This is a genomic window from Christensenella intestinihominis, from assembly GCF_001678845.1.
GTDB classification, from domain to species: domain Bacteria; phylum Bacillota; class Clostridia; order Christensenellales; family Christensenellaceae; genus Christensenella; species Christensenella intestinihominis.
The window spans coordinates 382,020-400,740 of sequence record NZ_MAIQ01000001.1; the positions used below are offsets into that span (position 1 = coordinate 382,020).

General features: G+C 50.2%; 19 protein-coding genes and 1 tRNA gene. 7 read left to right on the top strand and 13 right to left on the bottom strand.

The genetic code is table 11. From position 1 onward, the window contains the following. Nucleotides 1-12 precede the first annotated feature (12 nt). Genes BBD38_RS01865 through BBD38_RS01875 form a run of 3 tightly spaced genes read right to left on the bottom strand, consistent with a single transcriptional unit; the run spans nt 13 to nt 1,248 of the window. Nucleotides 13-426, bottom strand: coding sequence for an ATP-binding protein (locus BBD38_RS01865; protein ID WP_082989409.1), 414 nt, complete (start codon nt 424-426; stop codon nt 13-15). A 1-nt stretch (nt 427) separates the two neighbouring features. Then, on the bottom strand, nt 428-781 hold the full coding sequence (locus BBD38_RS01870) for a DRTGG domain-containing protein (RefSeq protein ID WP_066683877.1): 354 nt from the start codon (nt 779-781) through the stop codon (nt 428-430). A 17-nt stretch (nt 782-798) separates the two neighbouring features. Continuing rightward, complete coding sequence (locus tag BBD38_RS01875) at nt 799-1,248, bottom strand: deoxycytidylate deaminase (protein WP_066683878.1); 450 nt, start codon at nt 1,246-1,248, stop codon at nt 799-801. Between the two features lie 319 nt (nt 1,249-1,567). Here BBD38_RS01875 and BBD38_RS01880 point away from each other — a divergent pair, with 319 nt between their 5' ends. Then, the gene (locus tag BBD38_RS01880; RefSeq protein ID WP_066518515.1) at nt 1,568-1,852 is read left to right on the top strand and encodes a co-chaperone GroES; all 285 of its coding nucleotides are present in this window, start codon (nt 1,568-1,570) and stop codon (nt 1,850-1,852) included. 18 nt (nt 1,853-1,870) lie between these two features. Next, nucleotides 1,871-3,508: a chaperonin GroEL gene (gene groL, locus BBD38_RS01885; RefSeq protein ID WP_066683880.1), complete on the top strand. Its 1,638-nt coding sequence runs from the start codon at nt 1,871-1,873 to the stop codon at nt 3,506-3,508. A 52-nt stretch (nt 3,509-3,560) separates the two neighbouring features. Here the strand turns inward: groL and amrS are convergent, their stop codons facing one another. The 4 genes from amrS to aroQ are packed head-to-tail and all read right to left on the bottom strand — an operon-like array spanning nt 3,561 to nt 7,079. Next, a complete protein-coding gene (gene amrS, locus BBD38_RS01890) occupies nt 3,561-4,385 on the bottom strand; it encodes an AmmeMemoRadiSam system radical SAM enzyme (protein WP_066683882.1) in 825 nt (274 codons plus the stop codon). Continuing rightward, on the bottom strand, nt 4,382-5,770 hold the full coding sequence (gene amrA / locus BBD38_RS01895) for an AmmeMemoRadiSam system protein A (protein ID WP_066683884.1): 1,389 nt from the start codon (nt 5,768-5,770) through the stop codon (nt 4,382-4,384). Before amrA ends, amrS begins: the two co-directional genes overlap by 4 nt. Before the next feature lie 14 nt (nt 5,771-5,784). Further along, nucleotides 5,785-6,648 (bottom strand): aldo/keto reductase, encoded by an 864-nt coding sequence (locus BBD38_RS01900; RefSeq protein ID WP_066683886.1) that lies wholly within the window; start codon nt 6,646-6,648, stop codon nt 5,785-5,787. After that, on the bottom strand, nt 6,645-7,079 hold the full coding sequence (aroQ, locus tag BBD38_RS01905) for a type II 3-dehydroquinate dehydratase (RefSeq protein ID WP_066683888.1): 435 nt from the start codon (nt 7,077-7,079) through the stop codon (nt 6,645-6,647). Before aroQ ends, BBD38_RS01900 begins: the two co-directional genes overlap by 4 nt. A gap of 70 nt (nt 7,080-7,149) precedes the next feature. Between aroQ and BBD38_RS14420 the strand changes: the two genes are divergently transcribed. Then, a complete protein-coding gene (locus BBD38_RS14420) occupies nt 7,150-7,980 on the top strand; it encodes a shikimate dehydrogenase family protein (RefSeq protein WP_066683889.1) in 831 nt (276 codons plus the stop codon). On the opposite strand, the gene BBD38_RS01915 is transcribed toward BBD38_RS14420, so the two are convergent. Genes BBD38_RS01915 through aroF (BBD38_RS01940) form a run of 6 tightly spaced genes read right to left on the bottom strand, consistent with a single transcriptional unit; the run spans nt 7,955 to nt 13,917 of the window. Next, nucleotides 7,955-8,473, bottom strand: a complete 519-nt coding sequence (locus BBD38_RS01915) for a shikimate kinase (RefSeq protein WP_082989411.1) — start codon at nt 8,471-8,473, stop codon at nt 7,955-7,957. The two genes, BBD38_RS14420 and BBD38_RS01915, sit on opposite strands and share 26 nt — an antisense overlap. Next, entirely contained in the window at nt 8,457-9,578 is a 1,122-nt protein-coding gene (locus tag BBD38_RS01920; protein WP_082989412.1) for a bifunctional chorismate mutase/prephenate dehydratase, read from the bottom strand. The genes BBD38_RS01915 and BBD38_RS01920 overlap by 17 nt, the downstream gene beginning before the upstream one ends. Further along, complete coding sequence (aroC, locus tag BBD38_RS01925) at nt 9,568-10,644, bottom strand: chorismate synthase (RefSeq protein ID WP_066683891.1); 1,077 nt, start codon at nt 10,642-10,644, stop codon at nt 9,568-9,570. The genes BBD38_RS01920 and aroC overlap by 11 nt, the downstream gene beginning before the upstream one ends. Continuing rightward, nucleotides 10,641-11,885 (bottom strand): 3-phosphoshikimate 1-carboxyvinyltransferase, encoded by a 1,245-nt coding sequence (aroA, locus tag BBD38_RS01930; RefSeq protein WP_172807732.1) that lies wholly within the window; start codon nt 11,883-11,885, stop codon nt 10,641-10,643. Before aroA ends, aroC begins: the two co-directional genes overlap by 4 nt. Further along, nucleotides 11,882-12,901 carry a 3-dehydroquinate synthase gene (gene aroB, locus BBD38_RS01935; RefSeq protein WP_066684231.1) on the bottom strand — a complete coding sequence of 340 codons (1,020 nt, stop codon included), beginning with the start codon at nt 12,899-12,901 and terminating at the stop codon, nt 11,882-11,884. Before aroB ends, aroA begins: the two co-directional genes overlap by 4 nt. 11 nt (nt 12,902-12,912) lie before the next feature. Continuing rightward, nucleotides 12,913-13,917, bottom strand: a complete 1,005-nt coding sequence (gene aroF, locus BBD38_RS01940; protein ID WP_066683897.1) for a 3-deoxy-7-phosphoheptulonate synthase — start codon at nt 13,915-13,917, stop codon at nt 12,913-12,915. A gap of 563 nt (nt 13,918-14,480) precedes the next feature. Between aroF (BBD38_RS01940) and aroF (BBD38_RS01945) the strand changes: the two genes are divergently transcribed. The 4 genes from aroF (BBD38_RS01945) (at nt 14,481) to BBD38_RS01960 (ending at nt 18,712) form a co-directional block, all read left to right on the top strand. Beyond that, nucleotides 14,481-15,494, top strand: a complete 1,014-nt coding sequence (aroF, locus tag BBD38_RS01945; protein WP_066683899.1) for a 3-deoxy-7-phosphoheptulonate synthase — start codon at nt 14,481-14,483, stop codon at nt 15,492-15,494. A 231-nt stretch (nt 15,495-15,725) separates the two neighbouring features. Beyond that, on the top strand, nt 15,726-17,000 hold the full coding sequence (locus BBD38_RS01950; RefSeq protein ID WP_066683901.1) for a C40 family peptidase: 1,275 nt from the start codon (nt 15,726-15,728) through the stop codon (nt 16,998-17,000). Between the two features lie 111 nt (nt 17,001-17,111). Further along, a tRNA-Ala gene (locus BBD38_RS01955) sits at nt 17,112-17,187 on the top strand. A 301-nt stretch (nt 17,188-17,488) separates the two neighbouring features. Then, on the top strand, nt 17,489-18,712 hold the full coding sequence (locus tag BBD38_RS01960; protein ID WP_066683903.1) for a hypothetical protein: 1,224 nt from the start codon (nt 17,489-17,491) through the stop codon (nt 18,710-18,712). Nucleotides 18,713-18,721 lie beyond the last annotated feature (9 nt).

Here is an 18,721-nt window from a genome sequence, read left to right on the forward strand (position 1 = left end):
TTTATCTCGTCGTTACATTTGAAATTTGAGCGTCACTGTCGTCCCCGCAGGGCTCGACTCAATATGCATATTATCGCTGTTTTTGTTCATATTCGGAAGCCCCATGCCGGCGCCGAAGCCCATTTCACGCACCGTATCGGACGCGGTGGAATATCCCTCCTGCATGGCAAGCTCAATATCCGGTATTCCCGGCCCGGTATCCGCGCACGTAATCATGATGGAATCCTCGTCGATATCAAGCTGCATATGCCCCCCAAGGCTGTGGATAATCATATTGATTTCCGCTTCATAGGACGCAATCGCAATTTTACGGATCAAGGCGGGGTCCACTCCGAGTTGCTTCAATTTATTCTTGATGCGGGCGGAAACCTCCCCGGCCGCAACAAAATCGTCTTTTTTTATTTCGTAATCCCGGGTATAAATCATACTATTCCCCCCGCATGCCGCCTTTAATTCCATTTTGATAGAGAATACCGCAGGTTGTAAACATCGGCTTGTCCGTTGCAAGGAGCACCATCTCAAGCTCTTCCGCCATATCGATAATATCCTGCGCCGGACGTTTGCCCCGCACAAATAAAATGCAGGGAATATCCATCATTTCCGCCGTCCTGATAACGTGGTTATTCACAAGGCCCGTCATTAAGATTGCGTCATGCTTTGTAAACGCCAGCACATCGCTCATCATATCCGCGCCGCATGCGCAAAGTATCTCAATATCCTGCCTGTCTTCTCCGCAAAGAAAATCCGCATCCAGAAGCTTTGCAATTTCCGTAACTTTCATACATACCCCTCCGATCCCTATTCCTTATATTGTTCCACCTGAATGTCTACCATCTCAAATATCTTGTTTGCAAATTCATCCGGATATGGATGTTTGTATACCACACGGACAATACCCGCATTCACGATCATTTTCGCACAAATTGAACACGGCTGATGCGTGCAGTACATCGTTGCCCCGTCGATTGCCACTCCAAGCTTTGCCGCCTGGATAATCGCATTTTGCTCGGCATGGATTGCATAGCACAGCTCGTGGCGTTCGCCGGAAGGAATTCCCATATTGATGCGCAGGCATTCCCCGCGGTCCTTGCAGCTGTCGATTCCCGCGGGCGCACCATTATATCCCGTCGTTACAATCCGCTTATTTTTGACAATAATTGCCCCAATACTGCGGTTCGTCTTGTAGCAGCTGGTCCAGTGTGCGATTTCTTCCGCAAGGTCCATAAACCTCTTATCCCACTTATCCATCTTATTCCCCTTTTGTACGTTGCATTCATGAAACCGATTGAAATTATATACTATATATAGCAGACATTTATAATCCTAATTGTACATTATTTCACATGGCGTGTCGGAATTAAACATGTTAGTTATTCATATATAATCGAAGCATTCAAGAGATATTTAATATTATTTATATTTAAAACTAAAATTCGAGCATTTTCAACAATTAATGTTGTTTGATTTATTCCCTGTTTATGGATATCATTAATTTTAGAATAATTAGCACTCAACTTTGATGAGTGCTAACAGAATCGAGAATATTATTAAACAGGAGGCATGAGATATGACAATCAAACCTTTAGGTGACAGAGTCGTCATCAAATCAGTCGAAGCAGAAGAAACAACCAAGAGCGGCATCGTACTGCCCGGTTCCGCACAGGAGAAACCGCAGGTCGCGGAAGTGGTAGAAGTTGGCCCCGGCGGCGTTGTCGACGGCAAAGAGATCAAAATGGAAGTTGCAAAGGGCGATAAGGTTCTTTATTCCAAATATGCAGGCACGGAAGTAAAACTGGACGGTGAAGAACTGATGATCGTACGCCAGTCCGACATTCTCGCAATTGTGAAATAAAAAGGAGGCAAATACATTATGGCAAAACAGTTAAAATTTGGCGAAGAAGCTCGCCGCGCGCTTGAAAAAGGCGTAAACCAGTTAGCAGATACGGTAAAAGTAACGCTTGGACCGAAAGGCCGCAACGTTGTTCTTGATAAAAAATTCGGTGCTCCGCTGATTACCAACGATGGTGTTACGATCGCAAAGGAAATCGAATTGGAAGACCCCTTTGAGAACATGGGCGCACAGCTCGTAAAGGAAGTTGCTACAAAGACAAACGACGTGGCCGGCGACGGCACGACGACCGCTACCCTGCTTGCGCAGGCTGTTATCCGCGAAGGACTTAAAAACGTCGCAGCGGGCGCAAACCCGATGGGTGTTAAAAGGGGTATCCTCAGCGCATGTGAAACGGCAGTGGAAGGATTGAAATCCCTCTCGAAGCCGATCGCGGACAGCAAGGCAATCTCCCAGGTTGCAAGCATCTCGGCTGGCGACGACCGTATTGGGACGCTGATTTCCTCCGCTATGGAAAAGGTTGGCAACGACGGCGTAATCACAGTGGAAGAATCCAAAACAATGCAGACGGAACTCGATGTTGTCGAAGGTATGCAGTTTGACCGTGGTTATGCCTCCGCTTACATGGTGACCGATACGGAAAAAATGGAAGCCGTGCTTGACGACGCCCTCATCCTGATTACGGATAAGAAAATTTCCAACATCCAAGATATCCTTCCCGTTCTGGAACAAATCGTTCAGCAGGGTAAAAAGCTGCTCATCATCGCAGAAGACGTTGAAGGCGAAGCCCTTGCTACTCTCGTAGTCAACAAGCTGCGCGGCACGTTCAACTGCGTTGCAGTAAAGGCGCCGGGCTTTGGCGACAGGAGAAAAGCAATGCTGCAGGATATCGCGACGCTCACAGGCGGCACGGTAATTTCCGAAGAAGTCGGCCTCGAACTCAAAGAAGCTACAATGGATATGCTTGGCCATGCAAAACAGGTTAAGGTTGACAAAGACAATACAACGATTGTCGAAGGCCTAGGCAAGAAAGAAGATATCGAAGGCCGCATCAAATCCATCAAGGCCCAGATTGAAGAAACGACTTCCGATTACGACAAGGAAAAACTTCAGGAACGTCTTGCGAAGCTGGCGGGCGGCGTAGCGGTAATCCGCGTCGGTGCTGCGACGGAGACGGAAATGAAGGAAGCGAAGCTGAGAATTGAAGATGCTCTTGCGGCAACGCGCGCGGCTGTTGAAGAAGGCATCGTTCCCGGCGGCGGTACTGCTCCGCTGAAGGTAACGGATGATATCAAGGCACTGATCGAAAAGCTGGCAGGCGATGAAAGAACCGGTGCAAAAATCGTTCTCCGCGCCCTGGAAGAACCGGTTCGCCAGATCGCTGCAAACGCAGGCCTTGAAGGCAGCATCATCGTTGAAAAGATTCTTGAGGATAAATCCAAAACATTTGGATTCAATGCGGCAACCGGCGAATATGTGGATATGATTAAAGCCGGTATCATCGACCCCACGAAGGTTACGCGCAGCGCGATCCAGAATGCATGCTCCGTTGCGGCAATGCTGCTCACGACGGAAAGCATCGTAACAGACCTTCCGGCCCCGGAACCGCCGGCAATGCCTGCAGGCGGCGCTCCTGGCGGAATGCCCGGAATGTACTAAGAAGCAAAAAGAACTGCTGCAAATGCAGCAGTTCTTTTTTTATGCTTTCTAATCAGCAATTTCCCTCATATACAAATTCAAGGTGTCTGCGCGCAACCTCCGCGAGCCGAAAGATATCCCGGGTTGGCGTCGCCTGCCTGTCCCGCATCTTGTACCGCGGAAAAAAGCGCGTAATATGCAGGGGAATCCTTTTTCCAATTGACGCAAGCCATGCGGCCATATGCCCCATTTCGGTGTCCGAATCATTTTCATCCGGTATAATCAGCGTCGTCACCTCCACATGGCATCTCCCGGCCGCCAGCTCAATGGAGCGTTTTACCACGTCCAGTTCTCCCCCTGCCATGCGGTAAAACCCTTGGTTAAAGGCTTTGAGATCGATATTCATAGCGTCGATTACCGGCAAAAGTTCTTTCCAGGGTTCTTCATTACAATAACCATTTGTCACCAGCACATTTTTTAAACCGCTTTTACGAGCGGCCGACGCGCAATCCTGTACGAACTCATAGCCGACAAGCGGTTCGTTATAGGTATAGGCAATGCCGATATTCCCCTGCCCTTTCAGGCTTTCCGCCAGCTGCACCAGTTCATCCGGCTGCATAGATTGCCGTACCGTTTCATTTCCATGCATAGAAATAGCGCTGTTCTGGCAAAACGGACAGCGGAGGTTGCAACCAAAGCTGCCCACGGAAAGAATTCTGCTGCCCGGGAAAAAGCGCATAAGCGGCTTCTTTTCAATTGGGTCCAGCGCAATTGCCGTAAGCTGTCCATAATTTTCATCGGTAATCCGGTGATTCACATTTTTACGCGCACCGCACAGGCCTGTTTGCCCTTCTTCCAATACGCAGGAATGCGGACAAATGCCGCACGTCTGTCTCATTTATGCCGGATCACCTCAAATTTCTCAATAGAATAGGGTTCCCCGCGGCCAATCCCCGCCTTTTGAAGCGCAATTTCAACCTGCTGCTGCGGCGTATCCACCCCTTCAAGGTTTGGCAGCAGCAACCCACGGCGTCCCGCGCTTGTCACAATGACCCCAAAGCGTTTCACGTCAAGCTCCTCTATACTTTCCGCCGCCTGGGCCTGGCCAAGAACGTCTACGCTGTACGCAAGCTCTTCAAGCTCAATAGGGCTTACCGGGACAAAACGCGGGTCTTCCGTTCCTGCACTGACCGCATTCCTGATGATTTCATCCGCAACACATTCCCTTACGGCCTCAATCGTGCCAATACACCCGCGCAGCTTTCCCCGTTTCTTAAGCGAAACAAAAACCCCGGCGCGGTCATGCAGCATTTCAGCGGGCAAGCCCTCCGGCCGGTTCAGTACAGCGCCTGTATTCACATAATGTTCCAACGAAGCGCGCGCGAGCTTTACATAGGCATCTTCGCTTACTTCACGTTCTGCCAGCCGCCGCTTTTGCTTTTCGCAATACTGTTTTCCAAATTTACGCGCCGGATCATCCCCCGTCACAGAAAAAACCGCAATTCCATAGCCCACGCCAAAGGGTCCTTCATACGAAAGAAGCCATGAATCAACTGCTTTTCCATCAAGTGCTCCCGCCATTATAATAAATGACCGCAGGCCGCATTCCGCCGCTTCTTCGCAAAATGCAGGCGAGAACTCCATCAGTTCCACAAAATTCGCTTTTGCCAGCGCTTCCGTCACTTTCAGGTCAAACTCCGGCCCTTGCGGGGCAAAACCATAAGGGCCATCCTCTTTCAGCTTATGGGAGAGGTCTCCGCTCGCGACAATCGCCGTCCGCCGGCCAAGCCTTTCCGCCGTTTCCGCAACCAGCTGCCCCAAACGGTAATGCTTTCCCGCATTCAAACCGGAAAGCCCGATTCGGACCACCGGAACGTTGCCAAGACCAGCTTCCTGCAGGAAACGAAGGGGAATCAGCGTCCCATGGTCCAGCGAGGGGTCCCGCTCTCCATCGGTGCCTGCCGGGAATCCTTCCTTTTGCGCCATCCTTGTAAGTTCTGCCGCAAAGGTTTCATCGTATTTTGTTTCAACCGAAACTCCGCCCACACGGAATTGTTCCAGGTTTCCCTCTGCGCCCTTACCCGGCGAAATATGAAAATATTCCGCGTACATCACCGTATGCGGGGAAGTAATGATGATCGTATCAGGCTCTAGGTCCGCGATTGCCTTTGCCGCCGTCCGGTAGGCCAGGATTGTCTTTTCAATCCTGCATTCTTCCCCACGTCCTACTTCGGGCAGGATAATCGGCGGATGCGGAACCGCAATTCCACCCACTACAGCCATGACAAATTCCTCCGTTACTTATGACTATTTTTCCGCGCCTTTTCGGCATCCCCGTCAAATTTTGTCGAGTCCCAGGAAAAACGTTGTTTCCCATCAAGCGCGTTGATGCGCTCGATATCTTCCTGCGAAAGTTCAAAATCAAAGACGTCCGCATTCGAGGCAATTCTCTCCCTGTGGACAGACTTTGGAATCACGGCAATTTCATTCTGGATATGCCACCGCAGCGTCGCCTGCGCGGCCGATTTTCCATAATGCCCGCCGATTTCCTCCATCAGCGGCTCTTCGCTGAGATGTCCGTGAAAAATCGGGCCCCAGGCGGTGACAGAAATTCCATTTTGCCTGCAAAATGACCGCAATTCCCTTTGCTGGAACCACGGATGCAGCTCGACCTGGTTGTTTGCAGGGAATTCGCCCGTCTTTCTTTTCATATCCGCAAGCTGGTCCGCAATAAAATTGGAGACGCCTGCGGCACGGATTAAGCCTTTTTCCCGCAGACCGAGGATTACATCCCACGCGCGATAGCGCAATGTTTCATCCGTTCCCGGCCAATGAAGCATATAGAGGTCGATGTATCCTGTGTTCAGGTATGAAAGACTTTTTTCAAAGGTTTCCTGCGCCTTTTGAAAGTCGGTCGGCCACAGCTTGGTGGCCACAAACAGCTCTTCCCGCGGAATTCCGCTGTCTTTCACGGCGCGCCCCACATCCGCCTCATTTTCGTAAAAGGTTGCGGTATCGATATGCCGATACCCCGCATCAAGAGCCATACGTACGGCCGAATACACCTCATCGCCTGCTTTCGCCTTATACAGCCCGAGGCCAAAGCCCGGCATTTCCACGCCTTCCGCAATGCGAATTTTGTCCTGTAAATTCCGGATCATATCTTTTCCTCCAACAATATTTTTAACGCCTCCACATATCCCTGTTCGCCTTTTCCGCAAATTTGCGCAATACATACGTCGGAGATTACCGACACATGCCGGAACTCCTCCCGCGCGTGAATATCGGAAAGATGCACCTCCACACACGGGATGGAAACGGAAGAAATCGCGTCGCGGATGGCATAGCTGTAATGCGTATATGCTCCCGCGTTCAGGACAATCCCGTCTTTCCTGCCGTAGGCATCGTGAAGCTTGTCAATCAGCGCTCCTTCATGGTTCGACTGGAAAAATTCCAGTTCCATATCCATATCCTTCGCCTGTTCGCGTATGAAGCCATTAATTTCATCCAGTGTTTTTACGCCGTATACGCCCTTTTCCCGTATGCCGAGCATGTTCAGGTTCGGGCCGTTCATCACTAAAATCTTTTTCATTATTTTCTCCAAATTATCGAAATATGATATACTTAATTGTATCATAATGCAAAGGAGTTTTGCCATTACTATGCGGAAAAATTATTGTGTCATCGGCTCCCCGATTGCCCACAGCTTATCCCCCGCCATCCACAATATGCTTTATGCGCGGTATGGGCTGGAGTGCACTTACGGCAGGGAGCTTGTCACGCCCGGTACGCTGGCGTCTTTTATCGAATCAATCCCCGCCCGTCATATTTCAGGGTTCAATATTACAATGCCGCTCAAGCGGGAAATTCTTCCCCATCTGCACTATATCTCTCCCGAGGCATGCGACGGCGTTAACACCGTAGTGGTGCGGCCGGAGGGATTATATGGTTATTCAACCGACGCCCAGGGCTTCCTTACGGCCCTGCGGAGCGCCGGATCGGATTATAAGGATGCAAACATTGTATTCATCGGCGCCGGAGCCGTTACCAAGCTCCTGGCATGCGACGCAAATGAGAAAGGCGCAAAAAGTATTGCCATTGTGAACCGCACTCCGGAAAAAGCACAAAAAATAGCGCGGCATATAAATGCCGCGCACGACCACCTTGCCAATATCGGCCAATACCTGCAACACTGCGATTTGCTGGTAAACACAACTCCCCTCGGCATGAGCGGCACAGGGAGCGATTTTGAAGACCTTTCTTTCCTCGAACGCCTTCCTTCCCGCGCCGCCGTATGCGACCTTATCTATTCCCCGGCGCAAACCGCCCTCCTGAGGAGCGCCCAAGCCCGCGGTCTGAAAACGATGAACGGCCTTGGAATGCTGATTTGGCAGGCATTTTTCTCGTTTGAAAAATGGTTCCGCATTCTGCCGGATCAAACGGATTACGATGCGGCGGCGCAGGAGCTTACCCGGCTTTTAGGGCAGAAATAATCCGTTCGGCCGCGCCGTCAATCGTATCATGGTTGCTGATCCTGATATGGCACGAATCCTCATAACGTTCCTTACGGGACTCAAATATCCCGCGCACACGCTCCGCTCCTTCGCTGAGCAGCGGGCGTTTTTTTGTGTCTATGGTAGAGATAATCCGTTCTATATCCCGGTAAATCCACACAATCTTTCCGGTCTCCCGCATTACGTTTACATTTTCATCCGAAAGGATAATTCCCCCGCCGCACGATATCACGGAATCTGTGGCATTACGGGCCGCATTAATAAGCGCGGCTGTTTCCAGTTCCCGGAAAAGAACTTCGCCGCCCTCTGCAAAAATGTCGTTGATTGCCTTCCCCTGTTCTTTTTCAATCCTGGAATCAAGATCGATAAACGGCAGGAAAAGTTTATGGGCCAGGCTTCTTCCCACCGCTGATTTTCCGCAGCCCATCATTCCGATTAAAAAGATGTGTCCCATATCAGCACCCGTTTTCATAAATCCCAAGCAATTTCAGCTGCGTACAATACGGCTCGATTTCAAGAATTGCTTTTTCGATCTGCATCCCTATTTTGGGCCCTACGAAATCCACATAAAACCGGTATTCGAAATTCCTGTGCTTCAAAGGCCGGGATTCTATTTTGACCATGTTAAGTTTTCGTTCCGCGAACACATTTAAAATATGCGCAAGGGCTCCCGGTTTATGTTCCAGCACAAAGCTGAGGCTTGCCTTATCCGCATCCCCCGTCCGCTCCTTTTCCGGGCCGATTACGATAAACCGCGTGGTGTTTTCCCCGCTTGCATTGATCGCGCTTTTCAGGGTTTTAAGCCCATATATTTTCCCCGCATATACGCTGGCAATTGCCGCTTTGGAGACGTCGCCCGTTTTTGCCACATATTCCGCACTTGCGGCGGTGTTATAGTAGGGAATCCGTTTCCAGTCCAGATAACCGTCCAGGAAGTCCGCACATTGCATCAGGCCCTGGTCGTGGGAATATACCTCGCCAATATCGGATAATTCCGCCCCCTGCACGCCAAGCAAGGCATGGTCAATATGAACCAACTGTTCCCCCACGATGGATACGTCATACTGCTCCAAGAGATCGTATACCTGCAGCACACTCCCGGCATACGAGTTTTCAATTGGCAGTACGCCAAAGGCCGCTTCTCCCGCCTCTACCGCGGAAAAGACCTCCTCAAAGCCTTCATAGCTGAGGGCCTCCGCTTTTCCGCCAAAATACAAATCCTGCGCCATATCCGCATATGCGCCGCGAATACCGGAATATCCGACTTTTCCCGGCCCCGCACATTTCCGGCCCGGCTCTGTATGCTCCCTGACGAGGCGGCGCTGGTGGGCGCGGCTAAGGCTCATCAAAAGCTCGTAAAGCCTGTCGATATCGCTGGCCAGCTCTTTATTGGAAAGCATTTCTTCGCGTTTCTTTAAAAGCTCCGCTTCCCGCTTTCGGTCGAGCACAGGCAACCCTTTTTCTATTTTGCACCTTGCAACATTTTCGGCAATTTGAATCCTTTTTTCAAATGCCCGAACGATTTCTCCATCCACCGCGTCGATCTCTTTGCGCAATTCTTCCAGTTCAGCCACCATATACCTCCAACCATAAATCAGCCATAACAAGTGCAGCCGCGCATTTCACAACTTCCACCGCGCGCGGTACAATGCATGAATCATGCCGCCCGTGAATCCGAAGCGAGTCTTCCTGCATTTTTACAATATTAACCGTTTTCTGCTCTTTTGCAATCGACGGCGTGGGACGCACCGCAACGCGGAACACCACAGGCATGCCATTCGTAATCCCGCCGCCGACCCCGCCGTTATAGTTCGTCGCAAACGATACCTTCCCCGCTTCAATGACCGGGGTGTCGTTCGCCTCGCTGCCCCGCATCTCCGCCAACCCAAATCCTTTTCCAAATTCGATTCCCTTAATGGCCGGAATCGAAAACATCATATGCGCAAGCCTGCTTTCCACGCTGTCAAAGAAAGGTTCCCCCAAGCCCGCCGGTAATCCGTCGATCATGCATTCAATCACTCCGCCCACGGAATCGCCCTCGCTGTGGGCGTTACGAATTTTCTCCTGCATTTTTGCGCCGATGCCGGTGTCAACCGCTGCAAATTCTTTTTCTTCCGTTTCGGCTGTTTTCCGGAAGGAATAAGGCCCTTCATCAGCGATATCGGCGATACTCCGTATGCGGGCCGCCACATAAATGTTTTCCCGCTCCAACAACTGCCGCGCAACGCTCCCCGCAAAGACCAGCGGCGCCGTCAAGCGTCCCGAAAAATGTCCGCCGCCCCGGTAATCGTTCGCGCCATGATATTTTACAAGCCCGGTATAATCCGCATGGCCCGGGCGCAGGAGCTCCGCCGTTTTTTCGTAATCCTGCGAACGGGTATCCTGGTTCCGGATTAACGCCGCAAGCGGTGTCCCCGTTGCTTTTCCTTTAAAACAGCCGCTCAGCACCTCCGGAACGTCAGGTTCCCTGCGCTTTGTGGAAGCAACGGAAGCATTCGGCGCACGGCGTTTCATCGCCTGCGTTATTTTTTCCCCGTCAATTTCCATTCCGGCGGGAAGGCCGTCGATCACAACCCCGATGCCAGCGGAATGTGATTCCCCGAAAATAGTGACTTTCAAACGATTTCCAAGCGTCGCGCTCATTCCACAATTCCTCCAAGGCTTTCAAACTCTTCATAAAAATTAGGCGCCGACTTCCTTACAACCATTGGGTCCCGTATAATAACCGGTTCTTTTGCAATACAGGACGCAACCGTAAGCGCCATTGCAATTCGATGGTCGCAATGGCTGTCCACCTCTCCCCCCGCCAGCGTACCGCTGCCATTGATTACGAGACTATCTTCATATTCCGTGATCTCCGCGCCCAATTCCTCGAGCTCGTGCGCCATTGCATGCAGACGGTCGCTCTCCTTGTAGCGGAGCCGCCCCGCATTATATATCCGCATTTTGCCTTCCACCGCACAGCCAAGGACGGCAAGCACCGGCACGAGGTCCGGAATCTGGCTTACATCGATTTCAATTGGTTTAAGCATATTCTTCCTGACCAAGATGCCGTCTTCCCTGAATTCAACGTCCGCGCCCATGCATTGCAGGATTCCCAGAATTTCCCGGTCGCCCTGCTTGGAATTTTCCTCGAGCCCCTGCAGGAGGACTTCCCCGCTGACCGCGGCGGCAACCGCAAAAAAGGCCGCATGGGAATAATCTCCTTCAATGGTCATGTCATGCGGCTGGTAGCCCTGTCTTCCCGATACGTCAATAATATGCCCGCGCCACTGGCTGCTGACCCCAAACAGCTTTTGCACATTGCGCGTCAGGTCGATATATGGCCGGGATTCAATTTTGGTTGTCAGGTGAATTCCGGAATCATCCATCAGGCGCGGCAGGGCATACAGCATCCCCGATACAAACTGTGACGAAATATCCCCCGGCATTGCATATTCCCCGCTGTCAAGGGTTCCGCAGATCGTGATGGAATTTTCTGTTTTTTCCGCCTTTACCTGATTCCTGATAAAAATGCGGTCGTAGGCTCCCTGGGGACGTTTCATCAGGCGACCGTGCCCGACAAACGTCCTCGTTTTCCCGTCCAGTGCAAGCGGTATCAGGAAGCGCAGGGTAGAGCCCGACTCTCCGCAGTCAATTTCCGGTTTTCCTTCCCGCCGGAGACCGCCGTGCACGGTACACACATCGCCCGCAAGCTCGTATTCACACAGGCCCATGTCCCGGAGGGCATTTGCAGTCGCAGCAATGTCTTCAGAAAAAGCCATATTTTTTAAAACAGAGTCCCCTTTTGCAAGCGCCGCACAGATCAGCGCCCTGTGCGATACGCTTTTTGAGGGAATAATCCTGAGGCATCCCCGGATATTCGAGGGGGCAATTTTTTTCATAAGCATAATTCCTTTATTATTTTTTGAATTTGTCCGGCTTCCAGTTTTTGTGTCACCGCATGTCCGATTTCATCGATCAAAACAAAACTGACCCGGCTCCCTTCCGCCTTTTTGTCTGCCAGAAGGATTTTAAGCGCTTCTTCCAGAATACCCGGTTCCGCAGAAACCGGCAACCCATACTTTTTAAGTAAGACTTGCGTATCTTCGGCGAGGCCCGCCGGAGATACGCCCAGCGCTTCGCCGAGCCTGGCGGCATAGACCATGCCCATTGCAACCGCTTCGCCATGAAGGAATTTCCCGTACCCGGCAACCGTTTCTATCGCGTGCCCGATTGTATGCCCGTAATTCAGCTGCATACGCACCCCCGTGTCATACGGGTCGCGCTTCACATAATCCGCTTTAATCTCGCAGCACCTTCCAACGATATCTTCAATTTCCCCGCGGCCTTCCATAAGCGTTTTATGCAGTTCCTTATCGTAGATATACGCATATTTAATCACTTCCGCCATTCCGGCCGCATACTGGCGGGAATCAAGCGTTTCCAAGGTTGCCGTTTCCGCAATCACAGCGGCCGGCTGGTAAAACGCGCCTACCATATTTTTCCCACCCTCAAGGTTTACCGCTACTTTCCCGCCGACCGAGCTGTCAACCTGGGCCAAAAGCGTCGTCGGATATTGTATAAAAGCAATCCCGCGTTTAAAGGTCGCCGCGGCAAAGCCCGCGATATCCCCGACAACTCCGCCTCCAAGCGCCGCCACGGCTCCTTTCCGGTCAATGCCGTATTCCATCAGCTTTTGATAAATCATTTCCAGGTTCCGCATGTTTTTTGACGGCTCTCCGGCGGGAAGAATAATCCACTTTGCCCCGGGAAAATTTTTCCCAAACAGCGGATACACCACATCGTCGGTAACAATCGCATAATCCGTATAGCTTTTCAGCGGCGCGTCGGACAGGATTCCCTTTCCGATTTCTATATTATAATTTCCATTTTCTGCATTTACCAGAACTTTTCTCATTACTTCCACCATCAGCACATTGCATTCCGAAGAGCGTTAATCTTATGCATAACCCCATCGAACGCCTCGGGCGTAAGGGATTGCGCGCCGTCGCACAGCGCGTGCTTGGGATCGTTATGCACTTCGATCAACAGCCCGTCCGCCCCTGCCGCAACCGCTGCAAGCGCAAGGGATTCTACCATATAGGAAAGCCCGGAAGCATGGCTCGGGTCAACGACCACAGGAAGATGGGACAGCTTTTTGATTGCGGGGATCGCGCTGATATCCAGGGTATTGCGCGTATAGGTTTCAAAGGTACGGATACCGCGTTCACAAAGGATTACGTTTTCATTCCCGCCGGACATAATATATTCCGCGCTCATCAGCAGTTCTTCGATGGTGTTGGAAAGGCCGCGCTTCAAAAGAATCGGCTTTTTCGTCTGTCCGACTTCCTTTAAAAGGTCAAAATTTTGCATATTCCGGGCACCGATCTGGATGACATCCGCTTTCTCGGAAAAAAGCTCGACATACCGGGGCGCCATAATCTCTGTTACAATCGGCATTCCCGTTTCCTTTTTTACATCCATCAGAATATCGAGCCCTTCTTCGCCAAGCCCCTGGAAAGCGTAGGGTGAGGTGCGGGGCTTAAAAGCGCCGCCCCTGAGTATCCGGGCGCCGGAGGCTTTGCATTGCTTTGCAATCCCTTCCAGTTGGTGAAACGATTCTACCGAACATGGGCCCGCCATTACGGTAAGCGTTCCGCCGCCGACGGAAACCCCGTTTACATTGACCACGCTGTCTTCCGGATGAAATTTACGGTTCGCTTTTTTGTATGGCTCCTGTACGGATACCACCCGGTCAACGCCGTTCATCATGCCGACGCGCTCCTTATCCACCGTATAGGTGTCCCCGAGAACGCCGAGCACCGTGCAATCGACACCCTGGTTTGTCTGTACCTGCATCCCCTTTGCGACAAGCGCATCGGTAACGCGCAGGATATCTTCCTTTGATGCACTGTTTTTCATGACTACGATCATTTTTCTCTTCCTCACTTTTTTAAAGTTTATAAAATGAAAAAAGCTGCGGGCGCCTTGCCGGCACTCACAGCATATCATCAATCCTTATCTGCTCAATGTGTGTGGTATACCGACAAAAATTAACATGCAAACAAGCTCCAACGGTAAAAGCCGTTAAAGCCAAACATGTTAAAAAATCGTGTCGATACAACTAACATTGTTTTTTCTCCTCGCGTTTATTATATGCGATACATTCCGGCAGTTCAAGTTTTTTTTCAAAAATGCATGAATTCCGGCATATTTTTGCCGAAAAAAGGCAGTTGTAAAATTTTAAATAAATTTATTACGATAATATTACAAAAAACTCTTTACAAGTCTTTTTTCTTGTGATAATCTATATACAGAGTTAATGATTTTTTTCAATATAATGTTCCTCCAGTACCATAATTTTCGAGAAGAACTGCGGCTGAGGCCGTAGTTCTTTTTTGCGTTAAAATTCCGTAAGATTTCATTCACAATATTCCTTTTGCGTTCTTTTTGCCGATCGCTTATAATAATGGAGGAAATGTGAGGTAAACATAACAATGATTATTATCGTAAAGCAAAATACCCCCAAGGAAAAAATCGGCGAGCTGATCCATTCCCTGGAGGACCAGAATTTTAAAACGCATTTAAGCGAAGGCGAAAACACTACAATTATCGGTCTTGTCGGCGATACTTCCGTGGTAGATATCGACAGCCTCAAAGCACGCGATATTGTCGAGGATGTCCGGCGTGTATCAGAACCATATAAGAAAGCAAACCGTAAATTCCATACGGACGATACCATAATAGACGTGCTTGGGCAAAAAATCGGCGGCGGCCATTTTGCGGTCATGGCCGGTCCCTGCTCGGTAGAAAGCGAGGCGCAAATTTTAGCGATTGCAGACAGCATCATGCAGAGCGGCGCAAACTTCCTGCGCGGCGGGGCATTCAAACCCCGCACCTCACCCTACGCCTTCCAGGGGCTCGAGAAAAATGGCATCGACCTTTTGCTGGAATGCAAAAAAAAGTTCGGGATTCCCATCGTGACAGAAATTATGGGCATTTCAGATATTCCCCTGTTTGAGAAGGTGGATATTATCCAGGTAGGCGCGCGCAATATGCAGAATTTCCGCCTTTTAAAAGAGCTGGGGCACCTGAAACAGCCAATTCTTTTGAAACGGGGACTCGCCAATACCATTGAAGAACTGCTGATGAGCGCGGAATACATTATGTCCGGCGGGAATGAAAACGTAATCCTTTGCGAACGCGGTATCCGTACCTTTGAAACCTATACGCGCAATACCCTGGATATCAGCGCGATCCCAATGATTAAGCGCCTGTCCCACCTTCCGGTGATTGCCGACCCCAGCCATGCCGCCGGGTTGGACTGGATGGTGGAGCCGCTCGCCAAGGCGGCGATTGCCGCGGGTGCGGACGGAGTTATGATCGAGGTGCATAACGATCCGCCCCATGCGCTGTCCGATGGAAAACAATCCTTGACACCGGCGCGGTTCTCGGAAATAATGAACAGCCTCAAAACCTATATCAGGCTGGAAGGCAAAGAAATCGGTTAATTCAGCGGGCCCCGGTACTCCGGGGCCTTTTTACTGCTCCCGCAGGAAATACCCAGACACGAATTCTATAGATATCCATAGTATTCGGTAGTATTTTTCAGCTATTTTCCATTTATTTAATATATCAAGGCTTTTTTATCACTTTCCAGGCTAATTACCCATTGTAAAAATATTAAGAAATTGTTACAATTATTTCATATTGCTATAATACGTTATAGGTAGGTCTAATTTATGTTTAAAAAAGTGATTGCCGGAGTTTCCGTGTGTCTTGTCGTTATGGTTTTTGCGCCTTTATCCGCACTGGCCGTTTCCAGGTATGAGGTGCTCCAAATCGGCGACAGGGACGACTGGGTTGAAGCGCTTCAGGAAAAATTGCATGAAACGGATTATTTAAAATGCAATCCAACCGGTTATTTTGGAACGGATACACAAAATGCCGTCGTTCAATTCCAGACGGATCACGGCGGGCTTGCCGTGGACGGGAAAGCCGGCCCCGAGACCAGGAAGGCGCTTCTCGGAGATGAATATGAAGAAATTGATTCCAGCCGTGAAGTGGATGGTTCGGACAGCCAGCAGGCAGAATCCGCTCCTTCCTCCCCTTCTTCTGCAGCGAGCGCCACCGCGCTCAATCCCGGCGATAAAGGCAGCGAGGTTTCCGATCTTCAGCAGCGCCTGAAGGATCGTGAATATTATGAATATCCCAGCATTACCGGCTATTACGGCCCGGTTACAACCGAAGCGGTGGAAAAATTCCAGCGTACCAACAACCTTGCCGTAACCGGCGTTATGGATGCGGAATGCCTGTCCCTTTTGAAATCCGAGGGTTCCAAATATTATACAATGTATCCCGGCGACAGCGGCGACGATATTCGGGCTATGCAGGACCGGTTAAATGAGCTTGGGTATTTCGACGCGACTTCCACAGGATATTTCGGCAGCTTTACAACAAGCGCCGTAAAGAGCTTCCAGGACGCAAACGGCCTCTCCGTAGACGGTGTGGTCGGAAAGGATACGCGCAGGGTTCTGTATTCTGACGATGTCAAAAAAGGAAGCGGCTCAGGTTCCTCGGAATCCCCCGCCGAAAGCTCTCCCTCCGGAAGTTCTTCTTCAAGCAGTGGAAATGCGGATGTTGACCGTATGATTGAAATCGCGCATACGCAGATTGGAAAGCCCTATTCTTACGGCTCCAGCGGGCCGAATTCATATGACTGCTCCGGTTTTGTCTATTATTGCCTGAAAAATTCGGGTATAGCAACAAGCCGCCTCAGTTCGGCGGGATATTCCAATGTCTCCAGGTGGGATACAATCACAAACGTGAATTCCCTCCAGGCCGGTGATCTTGTCTATTTTAAATCCGATAAGAGTTCTTCCGTCAGTCATATTGGAATTTATCTCGGCGGCGGCAGTATGATCCATTCTGCCCCCTCTTCCGACGGAGTGGCCGTAAGCAGCATGTCGTCAGGCTATTATGCGCGTAATTTCCTTGGCGCAAAACGTATTTTTTAAAGTGCATCATTCCGGAAACCGCCGCAAAATATTGCGGTGGTTTTTCTAATTTTATGCTTGTAATTTACTGTAAACTTTGATAAAATATAACTCGCATGGTAAATTGCATATGGGGGTATAGCTCAGCTGGTAGAGCGCTTGCTTCGCATGTAAGAGGCCAGCGGTTCGAATCCGCTTATCTCCACCACGTCGCAGCAAACTTTGCTGCACTCCAATCCCTCACCTTTGATGAGGGATTTTTGTATGCTCCGTTGCTGCTCCTTTTCCCCACGAAAGCACGCTTCGCTACCACTTTCGCGGGGTCCCGATGCGTTTTCCCGCAACCATCCGATGCAATATCTATTTTTACCCGCTATAACATATCGCAGCGAATTCCGCGGTTCCAAAATCCCGCAAGTATAGCTTGCGGGATTTTTATACTCCGCCCTTCCGTCGCATCTGCGGCCCTTCGGTTTTCTATAAAACAAAGATATGCTATAATAAAACGCATGAAAAAGCCACAGCAAATTTTGTACAAAACAAAAATCGATTGGTTCCTGGTCGGCACGCTTATTACACTGTTTTTCGGATATTTGCTTTTTCACAGCCTTTTTGGCGGTACTCTTTTTTCGTACAACGATTGGGATGGCTATACCTTGCAGGCCCTTGCCTGGAGGGACGGCAGCGCCGCCCTGTCCCAAAACTATTCGTGGCTCGAGCTTGCCGAATATGGAGGGAATTACTATATGTCCTTTCCTCCGCTTCCGTCCCTTGTCATGTTTCCGCTGACCTTTTTTTTCGGGACCGGGGTTCCAAGTAATTTTGTGGTGATGGTTTACGCACTCTTGAGTATTGTTTTTGCGTATGAATGCTTCCGCAAGACAGGTATTCGGGACGTTTTTTCTATGTTCTGGGCCATTTTTTTCGTATTGGGCAGCAATATGCTCTGGATGTCCACTTCCGGCGGGTCATGGTTTTTGGCCCAGGGGCTGAATCTGGCGCTGTGCTTTGGCGCAGCCTTGAGCCTCCTGTACAAAAAGGAGGCCCTATGCCTGATTCTGCTTGCCCTCGCCATTGGCTGCCGCCCCTTTTCACTTTGCCTTTTCTTAACGGCATTTATATATTTTTGTATACAAAAACAGCGGGAATCCGGTCAAAGAACCGGAAGCATCCTGCTGCGGCAAATGAAATACCTCATCGTGCCCGCTTTGATCGCCATCGGTTATTGCCTCTACAATTATGCCCGGTTCGGCAATCCCCTTGAATTCGGACACAATTACCTGTCGGAATTTACGGGTGCGGGCAACGAACAATTCGGGGTTCAATATATTGCGGTAAATGCTTATAATATTTTCCTCCGCCCTGTGATACTCCTTGGAAATGCATCCCTCAACGTTCCACAATTTGACGGATTTATGTTCTATGTCGCCAATCCAATCTTCACCGTTTGGTTTGTCCTGGTAATCCGTGATATAGCCGCCAGGAAGATGACACTGGAAAAAATATTGCTGATTCTGGGATTCTCAGTAAACCTTTTGCTCCTGCTAAGCCATAAGACCTTTGGCGGATGGCAATTCGGCGCGCGATACACCGTCGATTTACTCCCTTTTGTTCTGCTGTACTTTTTGTTTTCCGGCAAAGGCAAGCCGCGAAAATGGGAATTTTTTGTCGGCGCGGCTGCCGTCCTGTTTAACTTATACGGCGCGCTCTTCATGCATATGCAAATTCCATGAGGACAGGCG

Coding starts and splice junctions, on each gene's coding strand:
- BBD38_RS01900 (WP_066683886.1), bottom strand. CDS start 6,648: ATGATCCGGAATTTACAGGACAAAATTCGCATTGCGGAAGGCGTGGAA.
- amrS (WP_066683882.1), bottom strand. CDS start 4,385: ATGAGACAGACGTGCGGCATTTGTCCGCATTCCTGCGTATTGGAAGAA.
- BBD38_RS01920 (WP_082989412.1), bottom strand. CDS start 9,578: ATGGTGGCTGAACTGGAAGAATTGCGCAAAGAGATCGACGCGGTGGAT.
- aroC (WP_066683891.1), bottom strand. CDS start 10,644: ATGAGCGCGACGCTTGGAAATCGTTTGAAAGTCACTATTTTCGGGGAA.
- BBD38_RS01870 (WP_066683877.1), bottom strand. CDS start 781: ATGAAAGTTACGGAAATTGCAAAGCTTCTGGATGCGGATTTTCTTTGC.
- BBD38_RS01915 (WP_082989411.1), bottom strand. CDS start 8,473: ATGAAAACGGGTGCTGATATGGGACACATCTTTTTAATCGGAATGATG.
- groL (WP_066683880.1), top strand. CDS start 1,871: ATGGCAAAACAGTTAAAATTTGGCGAAGAAGCTCGCCGCGCGCTTGAA.
- BBD38_RS01875 (WP_066683878.1), bottom strand. CDS start 1,248: ATGGATAAGTGGGATAAGAGGTTTATGGACCTTGCGGAAGAAATCGCA.
- BBD38_RS01960 (WP_066683903.1), top strand. CDS start 17,489: ATGAAAAAGCCACAGCAAATTTTGTACAAAACAAAAATCGATTGGTTC.
- aroB (WP_066684231.1), bottom strand. CDS start 12,901: ATGAGAAAAGTTCTGGTAAATGCAGAAAATGGAAATTATAATATAGAA.
- BBD38_RS14420 (WP_066683889.1), top strand. CDS start 7,150: ATGCGGAAAAATTATTGTGTCATCGGCTCCCCGATTGCCCACAGCTTA.
- BBD38_RS01950 (WP_066683901.1), top strand. CDS start 15,726: ATGTTTAAAAAAGTGATTGCCGGAGTTTCCGTGTGTCTTGTCGTTATG.
- BBD38_RS01865 (WP_082989409.1), bottom strand. CDS start 426: ATGATTTATACCCGGGATTACGAAATAAAAAAAGACGATTTTGTTGCG.
- aroF (WP_066683897.1), bottom strand. CDS start 13,917: ATGATCGTAGTCATGAAAAACAGTGCATCAAAGGAAGATATCCTGCGC.
- aroF (WP_066683899.1), top strand. CDS start 14,481: ATGATTATTATCGTAAAGCAAAATACCCCCAAGGAAAAAATCGGCGAG.
- aroA (WP_172807732.1), bottom strand. CDS start 11,885: ATGAAAAAAATTGCCCCCTCGAATATCCGGGGATGCCTCAGGATTATT.
- aroQ (WP_066683888.1), bottom strand. CDS start 7,079: ATGAAAAAGATTTTAGTGATGAACGGCCCGAACCTGAACATGCTCGGC.
- BBD38_RS01880 (WP_066518515.1), top strand. CDS start 1,568: ATGACAATCAAACCTTTAGGTGACAGAGTCGTCATCAAATCAGTCGAA.
- amrA (WP_066683884.1), bottom strand. CDS start 5,770: ATGGCTGTAGTGGGTGGAATTGCGGTTCCGCATCCGCCGATTATCCTG.